We start from the raw sequence: 16522 nt of genomic DNA on the forward strand, positions 1-16522 counted from the left end.
TTTAGGGGGCTGCCTGGAGTGATCGCCACAGCGAGGGATTTCATCGAATTCACGTAATTTTAGAATTTCACGAAAAAAAACAAAATGCTGGCTGCATCAAAATTTCACCAACTCCATCCTCAAATTTTCCCGCAACTTTTAAGGGCACACGCACTCACCCGGAAAAGCAGACCCGCAAGCCAGCGCGTCATCCCTCATCCCTCATCCCTCATCCCTACAGAAACGATCGCTTCTACCCATCGGACAATTCCAGCGACTAGCGTTTCCAGTTCAACGGGTTTGGCAAGATGTTGCTGAAAACCTGCCGCCAGAATTTTATGTTGATTTGATTCGCCCGCGTAGGCGGTCAGCGCGATCGCCGGAATCGATCCGCCTTGTTCGGGGGGCAAGCTTCTGACGTGATGAATGAGGGCATAGCCGTCCATGTCTGGCATTCCAATATCACTGAGCAGCAAATCTGGCTTTTCTTGAGACAAAACCTCGATCGCCTGCTGGGCCGTGGGAACCGAAGTCACGATCGCGCCCTGCTGTTGGAGCATAAACCCAACCAATTCTCGATTGTCTGCCTCGTCATCCACTAATAGAATGCGTAAGCCTTTGAGCCGCGCCGGGACAGATAGACAGGAAATAGAGTCGTGATTTTGCAGGTCGTTCTGCCCATCTTTTGAATCATCGACATCTCTCTGAATCGTCTGTCTCGCACCCTCTTGATGAATGGGAAGCCTGACCGTAAATGTCGCACCCAGCCCCTCACCCGGACTGTCTACTTGAATGGTGCCACCGTGCAACTCGACCAGATGACGCACGATCGCCAGTCCCAATCCCAAGCCACTATGCGATCGCGTCGTTGTACTGTCTGCCTGCCTGAAGCGATCGAACACTCTGGGTAAAAAGTCGGGATGAATTCCAATCCCTGTATCGGTTACTTTAATTTGGGCAAAAGGAGTGTGAGATGAGTTCTGCTCAGTCGCTAACTCAACCGTGACTCGGCCAGCCTGGGGCGTAAACTTAATGGCATTGGTTAGAAGGTTACAAATAATTTGTTGGAGACGAGTCGGATCACCCCAAACTTGAACGATCGCACCCTCCAAACCCGGTGACACGATCTGAATCGATTTGGCTTCGGCTTGTGGCCGCACAGAGTCTAAAGCAGCGTCAACAATCGCAGTTAAGTTGATGGCATAGCAGTTGAGCTTTAACTTGCCGCGAATGATTTGAGAAACATCGAGAATATCTTCGATCAGTTGTGATTGCGATTCGGCATTGCGTTCGATCGTCTCCAGAGCGCGAGCCGTTGTTTTTTCGTCAAACTTTTTAGACCGCAGCAGACGCGCCCACCCCAACATCGAATTCAACGGCGTGCGGAGTTCGTGAGAGAGGACGGCTAGAAACTCATCTTTCATTCGATTAGCGGTTTCGGCTTCTTGACGGGCCACCTGTTCGCGAAAGACTTGCTCCTGGATGGCTTCGGCTTGTTTGCGCTCGGTGATGTCCTCGATCGTGCCCACATAGCCCAACAATTCTCCGTGAGCCGAAAGCATCGGTGACGATCGTATCTGTGTCCAGCGAGTGCCTTCCAAGGTTTGAAAGCGCAACTCCTGAGAATATTCTCGACCCTGACGAGTGTAGATTGACCAGCTAGAAAGTGCTTTCTCGCGATCGTCGGGATGAATAGACGCGAACCAACCCTTAGCCAAACTTTCTTCGGCTGACAAGCCACAAATCGCCTGAAATCGAGGATTGGCGTAGCTACATTGACCAGAGGGATCGATCACAAAAATGCCCGACGGAGAACAGGCGCTCAAAGACTGAAACCGTTCTTCACTTTGGCGGAGTTCTGCATTCATCGCCACCAGTTGCGCCGTCTGCCGCTTGACCGCTTCGGTCTTTTTGAACAGATCCACAAACACCGTCACCTTGGAGGTGAGTACAGAAGCCTCGATCGGCTTAAACAAATAATCGACCGCTCCCAGCGAATAGCCCTTAAACATCAGGTGATCGCTGGTGCTAAAGGCGGTGAGAAAGATAATCGGCGTTTGGCGCGATCGCGGTCGATTGCGAATCAAGGTAGCCGTCTCAAAGCCATCCATTCCCGGCATCTGCACATCCAGCAAAATCATCGCAAAGTCTTGATGCAGCAGACACCTCAAGGCTTCTTCTCCTGATGAGGCTCTGACCAGATTTTCACCCAGGCCTTCTAGAATCGCTTCTAGGGCAAGGAGATTTTCGGGTTGGTCGTCCACCATCAGGATGTTGACTGGCTCGGCTGACATAGGCTTTTTCTCAAACAGCATCACAAACAAAGGTTCACCAAAAAAGCAGCGATTTGAGAAAGCGGTAACACCTGATCGATCGAGGTGGCCGCGATCGCCGATTCTGGCATGGTCGGACTTTCAGCAGTTTTGGGGTCTTGTACGATCGTAACCCCTCCCTGCGCTTTGATGGTAGCTAATCCCTTTGCGCCGTCGTGATTTGCCCCGGTTAACAACATTCCAATCACTTGATGTCGATAGACCTCGGCGGCTGACTCAAACAAGACATCGATCGAGGGTCGCGCAAACGAAACGGGATCATCAACAGACAGGGCAAAGTTTCCCGGCTCGATCAGCAAGTGATAGTCAGGTGGGGCAATGTAGATGTGCCCCGGTAAAATCTCTTCTTTATCTTCAACGTCGCAAATCGGCAAAGCACTATACCGCTGTAGCAGTTGACTCAGGGAACGGTCAGAGTCTGGGTGTCGATGTTGAACGATCGCGATCGGCACTGTAAAACTCTCTGGTATCTCTGGTATCACTTTTTTGAGAGCGGACAATCCCCCCAGAGACGTACCGATCACCACCAGAGCAAAGGGAGATTCAATAGAAGCCATTAGCAGAGACGACGATAGAGTTTTTCGGTGCGCGAAAGTTCTTCGTATTGGGGTGCGTGCGACGTAAAGCGAATTGTTTCCTGCTTGCCCAAGCCGAGAATACCAAAGGTACAAAGGCTATTGTAAAAAAGTTCGTGAACGTGCTGTTGAAGGGTGCGATCGAAGTAAATTAATACATTTCGACAGCAGATGAGATTGAATTCATTAAAAGAGCTATCGGTCGCCAGATTATGTTGTGAGAAGAGAATGTTGTCTCGCAAAGATGACCGAAAAATGGCGTGGTCGTAGGCGGCGGTATAGTACTCAGAAAACGATCGCCGTCCGCCTGCCTTGAGATAAAGCTGGGTGTAGCTCTGCATCAATGACAATGGAAAGATGCCACTTTTTGCTTTTTGTAACACCTGCTCGTTGGTGTCGGTGGCATAGATGCGGCAGCGGTGATATAGCCCTTCTTCTTGGAGCAAAATCGCCATTGAGTAAACTTCTTCGCCCGTCGAGCAGCCTGCGTGCCAGATCCGGATAAAGGGATAGGTTCGCAGCAATGGGATCACCTGATTTCTAAAGGCAAGAAAGAAACTGGGATCACGAAACATGGCCGTCACATTCACGGTCAGACTGCTGAGAAAGCGATCGAGACAGGAGCGATCGTGCAAAATTTGAGCCTGAAGTGCAGAAACTGTAGGAATCTGCTCAGTGGCTAAAAATTTACGAATCCGACGCTTGAGAGACGAGGGGGCATAGTTGCGAAAGTCATAGCCGTAGAAGCGATACATTCCCTCTAACAGCAAATGGATTTCGATGTCCTCCAGCGTGCAGAGGGCTTGGAATGGCGGTGACGAGAGAGACATAACTCATCAGTTCACAGTTGAGAACACTATCAAGGATTTATAAAAGAATTTGTAGAAGAGTTTATAGATTGAGGATTGATAGAATTCAGCGCTTTGCGATCGAGTTTAAATAGACTTGCACAATTGAAATAACTTTTTCTATAACCCAACAGTTTCTAAAGAGTACGCAAATTGAGCGAGATGGGCTACCCTCTGGCGATCGAACATTTTGTATAAAGACTATTCCCCCTTGCAGAGAGTGTGCCTGTCTGGAGTCGAGGAGTCTGATTGCCACTCCGAACAGGGAAAGTCAGGGATTGAAGACAATTCGGTAGCGTTTGTTACAGAAATATTTTAGAATATTAGAGTCAAAGAAAATTCAGTTTAATCATTGAAACTGTCGTTTGTGAATCATGAATACTACTGTTCAAGGTAATTCTTCTAAAATTGCCGCTCAACATCAAGCCGCGATCCTCGCTTCACTGTCTCACCGGATCGCCGTTGCCAAAGCGTCTCAAAATGTTGAACTCGTTTTCCTCTTAGAGCAAGAACGCCGCCAATTAGCTCAAGTAGATCGTCACGGAGTGCAAGCGGTCACCAACCACCTCAAACAAGCCTGGAACAATTGGATGAGAGCGATCGATGAGTCTTCTCGGCTCTCGGTTGAGCGAATTGTAGGTGATTCGGGTGTGATTTTGTGGCGGGCTTACGACCCGATGACGGGCAAAACACTCTACGCCGAATCGACCTCAGAAGTTGTGCAATGGATCGAAGACAACCGTCTGGGTGAATAGAGACGTTAGGAGATTTCCTTTAATAAATTTACCCGGCTGTCTCCATTGAGAGTTCTGAAAGTCAAAGTCCCCCAGAATTGGGGGATTTAGGGGGCTTCCCAAGGTTGGTAACTTCTTTGCTAGAAATCTCCTAATGTCCAAACTCCTCATCGATACAGCCAGACTCGCAGCAAAGAGATCAACTGTTCGGTATCGACGGGTTTTGTGATGTAGTCTGAGGCTCCCACTTCGATACACTTTTCTCGATCGCCCTGCATGGCCTTGGCTGTGAGTGCGACGATCGGAAGGGTGCGGTACTGCTCCTGTTGGCGAATGGCGCGAGTCGTTTCGTAGCCGTCCATTTCAGGCATCATTACATCCATCAAAATCGCGTCAGTGTCGGGATTGGCTTGCAGCACTTCGATGCCATCTCGACCATTTTCGGCGTAGATCACTTCCATTTCGTATTGTTCTAATAGGCTGGTCAGGGCAAAGATATTTCGCATATCGTCGTCAATGACCAGCACTTTTTTGTGAGCTAAAACCGGATCACTTTGTCGAAGTTCTTCTAAGATTTCACGCTTGGGTTGCGGCAAGTTAGCCTGAACGCGATGTAAGAAAAGGGCTGTTTCGTCGAGAAGTCGTTCGGGCGATCGTACGTCTTTGATGATGATCGTTTCGGCGAGTCGTTTTAGCCGAGTTTCTTCGGGGCGGGTCAGTTCTTTACCTGTGTAGACGATGATCGGTAAGCTGGCAAGTTCAGATTCTTGCTTGATCTGCTCAATTAGATCAAAGCCGCTCATGTCGGGCAGTCCCAGATCCATGACAACACAATCAAAGCGCTGCGATCGTAGTCTAGAAAGTGCTTCTGCTCCCGTTCCGATGGTTGTACTCTGAACGTCACCATTGCCAATCAGTTCAGCAATACTGTTAGCTTGTACAGCGTCATCTTCGATGATCAAAAGTGATTTCACCGGACGATCAATAAAGCCTTTGATGTTGGTAAAAATCTGATTGAGGGTTTCGGATGAGACGGGCTTTTGTAGATATGCGATCGCGCCCAAACTTAATCCTCGCTGCTGTTGGTCATCACTCGACAAAATGTGAATCGGAATGTGACGAGTTTCGGGGTTGTGTTTGAGGCGATCGAGTACCGTCCAGCCGTCCATATCGGGCAGGTGAATATCTAACATAATTGCATTGGGCTTGAAGTGCTGCGCCAGCGACAAACCGGGCTGACTTCTCAATGCCACGATTACTTTAAACCCTTGCTGACGAGCCATCTCAAGCAAAATGCGGGCAAAATTAATGTCGTCTTCGATGATCAAAAGCACGCGATCTCTTCGAGATACCCGCAAGGGGTCGTTGGGCTGAATCTGATCGCGATCGTCGGCGATTTCGGAAGCTGGCAGCGAAGGAACAGGGACAATCAATTCGGGGACGGACGATGGCAGGGGTTGCAGAGCCGTCGCAGGTAAGGAGGGCTTTTCTGTCGCCTTGAGCACTTGCGGTAGATAAAGGGTAAACGTGCTGCCCTGTCCGGGTTGGCTGACGAGTTGAATGCTGCCTCCTAGCAATTGAGCGAGTTCGCGACTGATCGACAATCCCAACCCGGTGCCTCCATATTTGCGGCTGGTCGTACCGTCGGCTTGCTGAAACGCTTCAAAAATAATCTTCTGCTTTTCTGGGAGAATCCCAATTCCGGTATCACTGACGGCAAAGGCGATCGTCGGTTCATCACGTTGAGTCTGAACAGAAGCAATACTTAGCGTCACGCCGCCCTGATCAGTAAATTTGAACGCATTGGACAATAGATTTTTGAGAACCTGTTGGAGACGTTTGATATCGGTGGTGATGGTGGGTGGAAGATCGGGGGAGAGGGCGATCGTAAAGCTGAGTCCCTTACTTTGGGCTACTTGATTAAAGGTTCGCTCTAGATAGAGCCGCAACTCGTTCAGATGTAACGTCTCAAGCTCAAGTGAAATGGTGCCCGATTCAATTTTTGCCAGGTCTAAAATATCGTTAATTAACTCCAGCAGATCGTTGCCAGAAGAATAGATTGTCCGGCTGTACTCGGTCTGTTTTTCGGTCAAATTGCCATCATTGTTGTCTGCCAAAAGTCGCGCCAAAATTAACAAACTATTGAGGGGCGTTCTCAACTCATGAGACATATTCGCCAAAAACTCAGACTTGTATTTAGAAGATAGGGTCAACTGTGCAGCTTTCTCTTCGAGTTCTACTCGCGCTTGTTCGATCGCTTGATTTTTCTGTTCGACTTCGCGTTTTTGAATCGCTAACAATTCTGCTTTTTCTTCGAGTTCCTGGTTTAGCTGCTGCAATTCTTCGTTGGTCTGTTTCAGTTCTTCTTGCTGTTCTTTTAATAAAAATTCTGATTCCTCCAGAGCTTTGGTTTGTTGGTGTAGTCGCTGATTACTTTCCTCAAGTTCTTCCTGTTGGACTTGCAGTTCTTCGGTGAGAGTTTGAGATTCTTCGAGTAGTTGTTGGGTTCGCATATCGGCAGCGATCGTATTCAACGCCACCCCGATCGCTTCAGCAAGCTCGTCTAATAACGTTAGGTGCAAATCACGAAATCGCTGAAAAGATGCTAACTCCAGCACGCCTGTTACCTGATTCTCAAACAAAATTGGCAACACTAAAATATTTAACGGCAACGCTGACCCCAACCCAGAGTGAATCCGAATGTAATCATTGGGGACATCAGTTAACAGAATTCTTTGTTTTTCTAAAGCACACTGCCCAACTAACCCTTCACCCAGCCGAAACTCATTTGATAAATGCCTGCGTTCTTGATAGGCGTAGCTACTCAGCATTTTTAGCACGGGCTGATCTTCAACCGACCTCATCACATAAAAAACGCCCTGCTGTGCGCCTACCAGAGGAGCCAAATTCGACAAAATCAGACGAGAAACGGCTTCTAAATCGCGCTGTCCTTGAAGCTGTTGACCGACTTCTGCCAGGTTTGTTTTGAGCCAGGTTTGCTGATCATTTCGCTCGGTCGTCTCCCGCAAATTGACCATCATCTGATTGAAACTGCGCGTGAGAATGCCGACTTCATCTTGACGATCGCTCTCCAGCAGTTTGGTCGATAAATCACCGCTAGCGATGCGTGCTGTCGCATCAGAAACTTCTTTGAGCGGTTTAGAAATCGTGCGCGACAGCAGATAACCAATCAACGCCAAAATCAAAAAAGTCAGGGGAATGCCATAGGTGACGCTGCTCAAGGTGTTGGCGGCGGCGGACTCTGCGGCTCCGGCGCGCAATCGCAGCAACTCTTGCTCTTCGGCTTTCATACGATCGCTAATGCGCCGAATATTATCCATCGTCTCCTTCCCGCGACCACTACGGATAAATTTGATGGCGGCTTCCGCTTGTTGGGACTGTCTCAACTGCACACTTTCTTGAAGCTGATCGAGCCGGGTCGTAATTTGCGGCTCCAGGCGATCAAGATTGCTTTGCTGGCTGGGGTTATCTGCGGTCAGTCGGCGCAAATCCTGAATTTTCTGATCAATGTTTTTGACGGCAGCGTTGTATGGCTCTAGATAACGCGGTTCTCCGGTGAGCAAAAAGCCTCGCTGTCCGGTTTCTGCATCTTTAATCAGAGAAAGAATTTCTTGGAGCGTTGCCAAAACCTGGTAAGTGTGGGTTTCTTGACGCGCTGTGGTCACCAGTTGGTTTGTTCCATGATGGGAGATGGTGCCGATCGTGGCGAGAATTGCTAACCCAACTGCAAAACTTGCGCCAATTTTAGTGCCGATTTTCAGACGATTCAACATTGAGGATAAAGAAAGGCAGTCTCTAAATAATTGCGTTTCTTTTCTGAGCTTACCGTTTAACACTCCTTAAGAATACGGATTTAAGCAATTGGGCAACTCCTCGCTGTTAACTCAACGCGATCGCGTTACTGTCACGAATTATTCGCCACGTCTCAAAGAATAAAAAACAGCATTTCAGAGCCTCTACCAGATAGGAGTTTCAAAAATCTTCCAATTATTCTTCGACCGATGGCGAAAAATTAAAGACACTTATTAAATTTGCCCCCATACCATCCAAAGGCAATTATCTTACCCACTTGTCTTCCCGTGTTGACTCTGGACAAAAAGTATACATGAACCAAGGCGTTCGTGACTCACAAATATTGTGTCAGCAGGGACTTGAGTTGATCGGTTTGAATCGGCTTACTGAGGTAATCAGTGGCCCCCACTGCTAGACAGCGTTCTCGATCGCCCCGCATCGCCATCGCCGTAATCATCACAACTGGGAGATGTTGCCATTTGGGATTTTGTCGCAGGGTAGCCAATAAATCTAGTCCCGTCACCCCGTTGGGTAACTGCACATCCAATAAAATTAAGTCGGGATTTACAGCTTGAATGTCTTCTAAGAAGCGAGTGCTATCGGTTGAATGCATCACCTGGTAACCAAGCGCACTCAAAAAGTCTTGGAGGAGCAAAGCGCTGTTTTGATCATCCTCAACAACTAGAATTCGCCCTTGATCTTGAGCAGGATGCGTTGGTCTCACAGAACTGTCTGCCTCAGTAGATCGCACTGAAACATCTGACGGCATAGCAGGCTGAAACTGAAGTAAACCGGGTGGCTCATCGGGTAAGTAGAACGTGAACTGACTTCCCTTTCCGGCGATCGACTTCACCGTGATATCGCCTCCATGCAGTTTTGCTAAATTGCGCGCTAAAACCAATCCTAGTCCAGTCCCTTCATAGCGTCGGTTAAGTTGACTATCTACTTGACTAAACGGCTGAAACAATAGCGGCAGCTTCTTTTCAGCGATGCCAATCCCCGTATCTGCGATGGTAAAAGTGATGCCATGAGGCTGTTTTTGAACGATGAGCGAAACTTTGCCGCTGGGCGTAAATTTAATGGCGTTTGACAAAAGATTCAATAAGATTTGTTTGAGACGACGCACATCCGCCATACAGAAATTTGCGTTTGGATCAAGGTGAGTGGTTAGCTGCAAGCCACGATCGTAGGCTCGCTCTCGTACCAAACTGAGACAGCTATTACACACTTCTTGCACACAGAGAGAGGTGAAAGAGAGTTCTTCTTTTCCTGCTTCGACTTTTGCTAGATCGAGAATGTCGTTGATTAGCGATAGTAGATGTTCACCACTGCTATGAATACAAGTGACATATTCTTGTTGTTTGTCGTTGAGCGGCCCAAAAAACTCCTGCTGCAATAGTTGTGAGAGTCCCATAATGGAGTTAAGCGGCGTTCGCAGTTCGTGGCTCATGTTGGCCAAAAATTCGCTTTTGGCTCGATTGGCAGATTCAGAAATCAGTTTCTCTTGTTCTAATGCTTGGGTACGTTTTTGGACTAATTGTTCTAGTCGTTTGTAGCTTTGGGCGTTGTAGAGGGCGATCGCTGCCTGGTCAGCAATTCTCTCTAATAAATCTATCTCTTCGACGGTAAAGGTTCTGCAACTCGTCGTCATGTGTAGACACAACCCTCCAGCCAGCTTGTTGTGAACGAAGATCGGCACGCTCAACACCGATAAGGTTTTGGAAGACAGACTGGCGAAGTTGGGCACGTGAAAGACTTGTCGATCGCCAAAGGCAACAATAGAATTTAACAAGTCAGGGCATTGAGACGCGATCGTTCTAGCTCCTTTAACAGACTGAGCTTGACTCTGAGCGTGCCACTCACTGAGAACCTGGACTTCTTGGGCGGCAATGGCAAAAATCAGAGCGCGATCGACACTAAAGCACTGTCCCGTGTGGTTCACAATCTGCTGTAACACATAGGCTAGATCAAGACTGGAATTCAACGTGCGGCTGATTTGATTGAGCAGTTGTTCTCGTTGGGCCTGTTGTTTGACTTGCTGAAAGAGTTGCGCCTGTTGAATCGCGATCGCCATCTGCGTTCCCAATTGTCGCAGCAAATCAATCTCAAACGGTTGCCAGTCTCGCGGCTCACTACACTGATGGGCACAGAGTAACCCCCACAACTGGTTGTTGAAGACGATCGGCACCAACAACATCGCTCGAAGCTGTAACGGGGCTAACAATTCGAGATAACAGGGACTTAAGTTGGCCTGGTAAATATCCGCGATCGCAGAGATCCGTCCCTGCTGATACTGAGTGGCATAGTCTACATCAAAGCAAGGGTCATGAAGTGGATGGCCCAAAATAGACAAACAGTGCGGAGCAACTGACTCAACGACAAACTTACCGCCGCGATCGACTTCAATCTGATAGAGGACAGTTCGTTCGACTTGCAAAAAGTTACGCACTTCGGCAACGGCCGTTTCTAAAATTTCGTCGAGATCTAGCGACTGGCGAATCCGGGCTGCAATTGCACCGAGTAAGCGATCGCGCTCTGCCTGTTTTCGCAACGTTTGATTAGATTGTAAGAGTTGCTCAGTTCGGTCTTTGACCTGAATTTCTAAATCAGCACGAGCCAGTTGTAGCGCCTGTTCGGACTGTTGAAGACGAGCCACCATTTGAGACGATGCTGACAAGTGACGACGCAGTTCTAATTGAGTGATGACCTGGCTGGCTAAAACGCGCAAAAATCGGCTTTGTTCGGCTGTCAGTTGACGAGGAATGCGATCGATGACGCACAAGGTTCCGATCGGGTATCCCTGGGGCGTGATCAGGGGCATTCCTGCGTAGAAGCGGATTTTGGGGTCAGAGGTCACCAGCGGATTATTTGCAAAGCGGCTATCTTGAAGGGCATCCTCAACGACAAATAGATCGGACTGCAAAATAGTGTGAGCGCAAAAGGCGACTTGTCGCGCAGTTTCTGACACCTCTAGCCCCACTTTGGATTTGAACCATTGGCGATCGCGATCCACTAGACAGATCAGCGCGATCGGGGTGTCACAAAAGTGGGCTGCTAGTTCAGTGATTTCGTCAAAGTCTGATTCTGAGGGAGTATCAAGAACATTGTAGTGATGCAAAGCGTCGAGTCTTGCGGTTTCATCACGGGGCAAAGGAGATGGCATCATGGAGCGATCGCGATCCGGAGGTGAACTTGACGTTATCGGCTGGGAGGCGGTAGACAGAAAAGATTTTAACCAGGAAGCTTTGGTAAATTGAAGCAGGATCGAGGGCCATGCAGACCTAGACTGGCTCAATTTACAATCTTGTGACAGTTGCTTCTATGTGAACTAATGATACATTTCTTAATCTTAATGAGATCAGAGGTCAACTAAGAATCAGTCTTAGGGTAGAAGCATGAGATTTAGGCTGTATCAAACCAGTTAAGTAGGGGAATCGATGCGGTTTTCGTCGGTCAGAGTCACCCGAACTTGGGGTTTGTTGAAATGGCAGTTTTTGGGCCGCTCCTATGAGAATTGTGAATTAAACAAAATCATGATCTATGAGGTGTGAAGCCCTACGCGAAACGTAAGACCTCAAGGAGTCGCCGATGGGTTGACGTGGATAAAGAATGTTTTAACAAAAAATAAGACTAAACCTGGAGATTTCTTCCAAACTTAGCCTTATCTTGTGATATTTGAACGGGCTAGGAGGGATTCGAACCCCCGACACCGTGGTCCGTAGCCACGTGCTCTAGTCCACTGAGCTACAAGCCCTTGCTCACTGATAGGATCATCATACTATTAGAAAGGGCCAAATGACAAAAGATTCTTCGATTTCTTCTAAAAATTCAGAATCCGATGCTTTACTCAGCCATTTAGATGCCCAGGGACAGGCGCAAATGGTGGACGTTTCGGCGAAATCGATGACGGTGAGACAGGCGATCGCGCTGGGTCGAGTCAAAATGTTGCCCAAGACGATGGCGGCGATCGAGGCAGGCAACGCACCCAAAGGTGATGTGTTGGGGACGGCGAGACTTGCGGGGATTATGGCAGCCAAGCAAACCGCAAATTTGATTCCGCTTTGTCATCCGCTGCCCTTACAAAAAGTGGAGGTCACGATCGAGCCTGATCCCACTTTACCGGGCTATCAGATTCGGGCGGAGGTGAGAATCAAGGCGGAGACAGGGGTAGAAATGGAGGCCTTGACGGCGGTTTCGGTGGCGGCTCTGACGCTTTATGATATGGCCAAGGCGCTCGAAAAATCGATTCAAATCGAGCAAATCTATCTGTTGAGCAAAACGGGCGGAAAATCGGGAGACTATCAGCGTGAGTGATTTTTTGTCTACTTATGGATTTTTGATGGTCTCGATGGTGTTGGGGGCGCTGTTGGGGTTGTCGTTATATTTGCCGCTGATGGCGGGGCAGTTGTCGCTGGCAAGTCCTGGGTTTTATGCGTTGGGCGGTTATGTTGCGGCGATTCTTTCGACTCAAGTATTTAAAGTTGAAGGGGCGTATCCGATCGTTCTCCTCTTATTTGAAATGCTAACTGCGGGCGTGATTTGTGGACTGTTAGGAATTGTAGTGGGCGTTCCGGCGTTGCGATTGAGGGGAATTTATTTAGCGATCGCGACGATCGCCTTTGTGGAAATTTTGCGCGTGCTCTCGCTCAATCTAGAAATCACCGGGGGAGCCGTTGGCATCTTTGGCATTCCGCAACCGTTTGGGAGTGCGATCGAGTATCTGTGGATTGCGCTGCCGCTATTGTTAGTCAGTATGGGATTTGTGTATCGGCTTGAGAAAATTCGAGTGGGTCGGGCGTTAATTGCGATTCGAGAAGATGAGTTAGCAGCCGATGCGATGGGAATCAATCCCACGTATTACAAAGTGCTTGCGTTCGTGTTGGGGGCGATGCTAGCGGGTGTGGTCGGTGCGATTAGTGCTCATTTTCTTAATACATGGAATGCTCGACAAGGAACCTTTGATGCCAGCATTATTTATTTAACGTTTGTGTTGATTGGCGGCTCTAGAACATTCATCGGGCCAGTATTGGGCGGAATGGTCTTTACAGCGTTGCCAGAGATTTTGCGGGCCGTTGCAGATGTTCCGGGTTTACCGATGTGGTTAGCGCAATTTTTACGAGACGGACGGTTGATTGTTTTTGGATTTTTGATTGTAATCGGGACGATCTTTTTCCCTCAAGGGTGGATCACGCCTGATTTGTTGAAGCGGCGGCGTTCTCAATAGTGTGACTCTTCCGATCGGACGATCCACTCGTCTAAAAAGCAAGCTATAACAGCAGTGATCTGGCGAGGAATTCTGTGTTGAGCAGACTGCAAAAAGGAATGATTTTGGTCGCGATCGGGATAGGATTGGCGATCGTGTTGCAGCTTCCCTATCAATTAATTGCGCCGTTTAATCCTGGTTCTGCTGCGGTGCAGATGACGCGGGCGACTCCTGCCAATCGTTTGCTTGAGACAATGGGCGTAGCGGTCAAAGTTCACTATGCGTCTGACAAAGACTACGCTGTGATCAAATCAAAGTTAGGTGGACTGGGCATTCGCTATCTCAGAGATGGCGGGTCGGGAGAATCTTACTACCGTCGAGTCCGAGAATTGTCGCAAGTTGGTGGCTTTAAGTGGACGATGGTGATGGACCCTCGCGATGGGTTTACGGGCGAAAACGTTCCTGAGAAAGGCATTGTTCCAATCTTGCCCCATGTGATCGCGGTTGAGGGGCCCAATGAATGGGATGTACAGTCTAATCTGAAGTACAACGATCAATCGTTTCCGATCGCCACGCGCACCTTTCAGTCGGAGATGTATCGAGCGATCAAAAACTATCGTCATCCCAATGCGGCGATTCAGTCACAGGTGAGAGCGATTCGAGTGTTGACTCCTTCTCTCGCGTTTCACCAAAATGCAGGAAGACAGGGCGTTGTAGACGCTGACATGGGAAATTTGCACTCCTATCCAGGGGGCACTTCGGCACTGCCCGATCGAGGGTTAGATGACAATGTGCGATCGATGCGACGGTTATTAAGACTGCCTCGATCGCCACTCGTCGCCACTGAGACAGGATATTGCAATGACCTGAATCGGCAGGGCTGTACGAATCAAGGCGGCGTGACGGAGCGATCGTCGGCAAAATATGCCACTCGGATGTATTTAGAGTATTTTCTACGCGGTATTTATCGCACTCATTTGTATAACTTTTCGCTGGATGAGTGGAGTCTATTTTTGCGGCGAGATGGATCGGTTAAGCCTGCTTATAGTGCGGTGCGTGATTTCATTCAAGTGCTCAAAGATTCGGGAGGGGCTTTTTCTCCAAAGTCGCTATGCTACAGTCTTTCTGGCAATACTCAGGATGTAAAATCAGTGTTGTTACAAAAACGCAACGGTGCATTCTATTTAGTGTTGTGGCTTAATGTTCTCAGTGTGAAGTCAGACTTTAAAGATGTGGAGACTGCACGATCGCTGACTCTTAATTTGGGAGATCGCATATCTCAAGCAAATTTATACCTGCCCACATTCAACGGAACGACTCCTCAAAAAACTTATCGCAATCCTCGCAGCATTTCTTTAAGTGTTCCTGATCATTCTTTGATTGTGGAACTTAGATAGCCTTTGTTGAATCACACTAGCTTTTGTCGCCCTAGTTCTAAAGTAATCCCAATACATTGAGATGCGGCTACAATTTTTGTTTTTTAATTTGGTCAGCAGCATTCAACAAGGTATCTGTTTGACCAGTTTTTTTAGTCTACTTTAAAGCACTTCTGCCCCCCAAGCTGCCAATTCTGGGGGACTTTTGGACAAGATTTCTGGTTCAAAGTCCCTCACAGGTGGATGATTTGGGGAGCAACCCGGATCGGCTCAACTTAATTGATTATGGAGTCGATCGTAAAGTCCCTTATCTCCTCTAATCCGTTCCTCCCCAAGTCCAATTTGGGTTTCCATTCTTCACTGATTTGTTGAGGATCACCGTTGTCGAATCGTTGGCATCGCTCATTCCAGTCATGTCAAGAATCAAGTAAGCTTTACCGCCCACAAAGCGCATCCGTAGATAAGAATGTCCCTGATAGGCTGCGCCACTCACTTTTGCCATGCTGGCCGTCGCTCTACATTTACTGTATTGTGGCTTGAGCTTGCCCACCCAGGTAACACTAAAATCATCTGTGGCTGCGATCGCAACCTTTTCAACAATGGCGCTCAAATTTGCCGACCCGTCAATCGTATACCCTCCCTCACGATAAGGGCGCGAAGCTTCCGTCAAAACCACTTTCTCAGGGCAGCGACCATTAGAACCTTGAGCGTCGATCGCGTCTAATACTCGCATCTCAATACTGGCAGCACTCGCTGAAACGGCTGGAAGCACCGACAAGATAGCTACGCCCACACTCAATAAAGCAGCATTCCATTGCATAAAACTAACTCGGAACTGTGTATTATTTCTATTTAGTCAAATACACGAAGGATGAATAAGTTTCCTGAAACCGAGGTTACATAGAAGAGGTTACATAGAAAGCGTTTAATCGATATGAACTTAGTGTAGTTTTTGTTCTAATCATAGATTTGAGAGAGTCAACTTGACAGTGCGAAGTTCTTCTCTTGAATAGAGAGTAGCAGACAGAAAAGGACATTCCAGTCCGAAAGCGGGCGGAATGTCAGAACCTGGCTGAATGGCTATCCGACCGAGCAGATTGTGCGCCTGACACTTCAGCATCAACAGCCAATGATTTTTTCGAGAAGTAGAGTGCGTCTACTTCTGCCTCAATTGATCGCCCATAAAACTGGGTGATCTACATCACTGAATTTGCTTGAGTTAACGGATTGATGCAACTGTCGAGGGGCATCAATAACTTCGCACTGTCCAGTTAGGTGAGTCATTTAGGAATTGTAATAACAAGCCGTGCTCCCTGTCCGGGCTGGGTTTCTAGATTAACCGTGCCCTTAAGAAGTTCAATCCGCTCTGAGATCCCCTGTAGTCCAAATCCGAGGTGCTGCTGAGTGCGATCGAATCCTTGCCCATCGTCACAAATTTCGACCACAATATCATCTGATAAAACATAGCCTCGTAGCGTAACATGGAGCGCCTGAGCATGTTTTTGAATGTTTATTAACCCTTCTTTGGCCACATAGTACAGTTGGTGACTAATGGAAAGCGACATCGGCGGAAGCTGTAAGTCAATGTCACAGACAATCCCTTGCTGATGAAGTTGTTCGGTGAGATGGGTTAGCGCCACATTTAGATCCATCGCTGACCC

Annotated in this window: 11 protein-coding genes and 1 tRNA gene; 4 read left to right on the plus strand and 8 right to left on the minus strand. The window is 48.2% G+C overall.

What is annotated here, in order from left to right; genetic code table 11:
• Positions 1–194: 194 nt before the first annotated feature.
• The 3 genes from ACKFKH_RS25100 to ACKFKH_RS25110 are packed head-to-tail and all read right to left on the minus strand — an operon-like array spanning position 195 to position 3717.
• On the minus strand, positions 195–2273 hold the full coding sequence (locus ACKFKH_RS25100; protein ID WP_446861077.1) for a hybrid sensor histidine kinase/response regulator: 2079 nt from the start codon (positions 2271–2273) through the stop codon (positions 195–197).
• 20 nt (positions 2274–2293) lie between these two features.
• On the minus strand, positions 2294–2869 hold the full coding sequence (locus ACKFKH_RS25105; RefSeq protein ID WP_446861078.1) for a chemotaxis protein CheB: 576 nt from the start codon (positions 2867–2869) through the stop codon (positions 2294–2296).
• The gene (locus ACKFKH_RS25110) at positions 2869–3717 is read right to left on the minus strand and encodes a CheR family methyltransferase (protein WP_446861079.1); all 849 of its coding nucleotides are present in this window, start codon (positions 3715–3717) and stop codon (positions 2869–2871) included. The genes ACKFKH_RS25105 and ACKFKH_RS25110 overlap by 1 nt, the downstream gene beginning before the upstream one ends.
• A gap of 392 nt (positions 3718–4109) precedes the next feature.
• Here ACKFKH_RS25110 and ACKFKH_RS25115 point away from each other — a divergent pair, with 392 nt between their 5' ends.
• Entirely contained in the window at positions 4110–4490 is a 381-nt protein-coding gene (locus ACKFKH_RS25115) for a hypothetical protein (protein WP_446861080.1), read from the plus strand.
• 146 nt (positions 4491–4636) lie between these two features.
• Here the strand turns inward: ACKFKH_RS25115 and ACKFKH_RS25120 are convergent, their stop codons facing one another.
• The 3 genes from ACKFKH_RS25120 to ACKFKH_RS25130 all read right to left on the minus strand — a co-directional run bounded on the left by ACKFKH_RS25120 (position 4637) and on the right by ACKFKH_RS25130 (position 12036).
• Positions 4637–8263, minus strand: coding sequence for a response regulator (locus ACKFKH_RS25120; RefSeq protein ID WP_446861081.1), 3627 nt, complete (start codon positions 8261–8263; stop codon positions 4637–4639).
• Between the two features lie 353 nt (positions 8264–8616).
• Complete coding sequence (locus ACKFKH_RS25125; RefSeq protein ID WP_446861082.1) at positions 8617–11448, minus strand: GAF domain-containing protein; 2832 nt, start codon at positions 11446–11448, stop codon at positions 8617–8619.
• Between the two features lie 514 nt (positions 11449–11962).
• Positions 11963–12036, minus strand: a tRNA-Arg gene (locus ACKFKH_RS25130).
• A 41-nt stretch (positions 12037–12077) separates the two neighbouring features.
• Here ACKFKH_RS25130 and moaC point away from each other — a divergent pair.
• The 3 genes from moaC to ACKFKH_RS25145 all read left to right on the plus strand — a co-directional run bounded on the left by moaC (position 12078) and on the right by ACKFKH_RS25145 (position 14882).
• A complete protein-coding gene (gene moaC, locus ACKFKH_RS25135) occupies positions 12078–12596 on the plus strand; it encodes a cyclic pyranopterin monophosphate synthase MoaC (protein WP_446861083.1) in 519 nt (172 codons plus the stop codon).
• On the plus strand, positions 12589–13506 hold the full coding sequence (locus ACKFKH_RS25140) for a branched-chain amino acid ABC transporter permease (RefSeq protein WP_446861084.1): 918 nt from the start codon (positions 12589–12591) through the stop codon (positions 13504–13506). Before moaC ends, ACKFKH_RS25140 begins: the two co-directional genes overlap by 8 nt.
• A 77-nt stretch (positions 13507–13583) precedes the next feature.
• On the plus strand, positions 13584–14882 hold the full coding sequence (locus ACKFKH_RS25145) for a hypothetical protein (RefSeq protein WP_446861085.1): 1299 nt from the start codon (positions 13584–13586) through the stop codon (positions 14880–14882).
• A gap of 295 nt (positions 14883–15177) precedes the next feature.
• Here the strand turns inward: ACKFKH_RS25145 and ACKFKH_RS25150 are convergent, their stop codons facing one another.
• Positions 15178–15681 (minus strand): hypothetical protein, encoded by a 504-nt coding sequence (locus ACKFKH_RS25150; protein WP_446861086.1) that lies wholly within the window; start codon positions 15679–15681, stop codon positions 15178–15180.
• Positions 15682–16141: 460 nt separating this feature from the next.
• A complete protein-coding gene (locus tag ACKFKH_RS25155; RefSeq protein WP_446861126.1) occupies positions 16142–16513 on the minus strand; it encodes a sensor histidine kinase in 372 nt (123 codons plus the stop codon).
• Between the last annotated feature and the right edge of the window lie 9 nt (positions 16514–16522).

This window comes from Phormidesmis sp. 146-20, assembly GCF_052939475.1.

Bases quoted from the DNA above. Each gene is read 5' to 3' on its own strand.
- ACKFKH_RS25110 (WP_446861079.1), bottom strand. From the start codon at position 3,717: ATGTCTCTCTCGTCACCGCCATTCCAAGCCCTCTGCACGCTGGAGGAC.
- ACKFKH_RS25120 (WP_446861081.1), bottom strand. From the start codon at position 8,263: ATGTTGAATCGTCTGAAAATCGGCACTAAAATTGGCGCAAGTTTTGCA.
- ACKFKH_RS25100 (WP_446861077.1), bottom strand. From the start codon at position 2,273: ATGTCAGCCGAGCCAGTCAACATCCTGATGGTGGACGACCAACCCGAA.
- ACKFKH_RS25150 (WP_446861086.1), bottom strand. From the start codon at position 15,681: ATGCAATGGAATGCTGCTTTATTGAGTGTGGGCGTAGCTATCTTGTCG.
- moaC (WP_446861083.1), top strand. From the start codon at position 12,078: ATGACAAAAGATTCTTCGATTTCTTCTAAAAATTCAGAATCCGATGCT.
- ACKFKH_RS25125 (WP_446861082.1), bottom strand. From the start codon at position 11,448: ATGATGCCATCTCCTTTGCCCCGTGATGAAACCGCAAGACTCGACGCT.
- ACKFKH_RS25115 (WP_446861080.1), top strand. From the start codon at position 4,110: ATGAATACTACTGTTCAAGGTAATTCTTCTAAAATTGCCGCTCAACAT.
- ACKFKH_RS25155 (WP_446861126.1), bottom strand. From the start codon at position 16,513: ATGGATCTAAATGTGGCGCTAACCCATCTCACCGAACAACTTCATCAG.
- ACKFKH_RS25105 (WP_446861078.1), bottom strand. From the start codon at position 2,869: ATGGCTTCTATTGAATCTCCCTTTGCTCTGGTGGTGATCGGTACGTCT.